The following is a 1022-nucleotide window of genomic DNA, read 5'->3' as shown; positions in this document are numbered from 1 at the left end:
CGCTGGTGGAAGTGATTCCGCATGAAACAACGTCTGATGAAACCATTTCGACAGTTGTCGCATTGGCTAAGAAACAGGGTAAAACCCCAATCGTTGTGAAGGACAAAGCTGGCTTTTACGTAAACCGCATTCTTGCGCCTTACATGAATGAAGCTGCGCATATCTTGCTGGCAGATGAGCCGATTGAGAAGTTAGATGGTGCGTTGTTGGATTTCGGCTTCCCTGTTGGGCCAATCACGTTACTTGATGAAGTTGGTGTTGATATTGGCGCGAAGATCATGCCGATTCTGGTCAATGAGTTGGGCGAGCGATTCAAAGGTCCTGATGTATTCGATATCTTATTGAATGACGGTCGCAAAGGACGCAAGAGCGGGAAAGGTTTCTACACTTACAAAGGTAAGAAGAAAGAAGTCGATAAATCCATCTACAAGCTACTCAAACTGACGCCAGAACCGAAGCTCAGCGATAACGATATTGCGTTGCGCTGTGTACTGCCAATGCTTAATGAAGCAGTACGATGCTTGGACGACGGTATTATTCGCTCTCCGCGCGATGGCGATATTGGTGCGATTTTTGGTATTGGCTTCCCTCCATTCCTTGGCGGGCCATTCCGTTATATGGATCAATTCGGTTTGAAAGAACTGGTTGAGAAAATGAACGAATTTGCAGCGAAATATGGCGATCGTTATGCGCCATATGAACGAATTTGCATCGAAATATGGCGATCGTTATGCGCCGTGCGACGGACTGCTGACTAGAGCGGGTGAAGGTCGTACCTTCTACTAAGTGCTTGAAACGCTGAACATTAAAAAGGCTTGCATCGCGCAAGCCTTTTTTCTAACAGAAGTGTTTATTTCTTCTTGTCTTTTTTATCTTTGTTATGCCCTTTACCTGGGTTGTCATCGCCATGCACGCTAGCGTTTCCTTTTTTGTCTTTATCATCCCGGTTTTTAGAAGAGCAATCGTCGGATTTGACGGAAATATTGTCACCGCTTAGGCGAACACAATCTTTGCTCAATTCA

1 protein-coding gene and 1 pseudogene are annotated in these 1022 nt (G+C 45.4%); one reads left to right on the top strand and one right to left on the bottom strand.

Features of this window, described 5'->3' with window-relative positions:
* Nucleotides 1-786: pseudogene (locus R8O70_RS26400) on the top strand (3-hydroxyacyl-CoA dehydrogenase family protein); the annotation flags it as partial.
* Nucleotides 787-850: 64 nt separating this feature from the next.
* On the opposite strand, the gene R8O70_RS26395 reads toward R8O70_RS26400, so the two are convergent.
* A partial coding sequence (locus tag R8O70_RS26395) for a CG2 omega domain protein (protein ID WP_318184611.1) occupies nt 851-1022 on the bottom strand: 172 nt, incomplete at its 5' end.

Source organism: Vibrio sp. 779(2023) (assembly GCF_033344285.1).
GTDB lineage: Bacteria > Pseudomonadota > Gammaproteobacteria > Enterobacterales > Vibrionaceae > Vibrio > Vibrio alginolyticus.
Note: the sequence above shows the minus strand (reverse complement) of the source record. Positions and strands in the feature narration are given on the sequence as shown.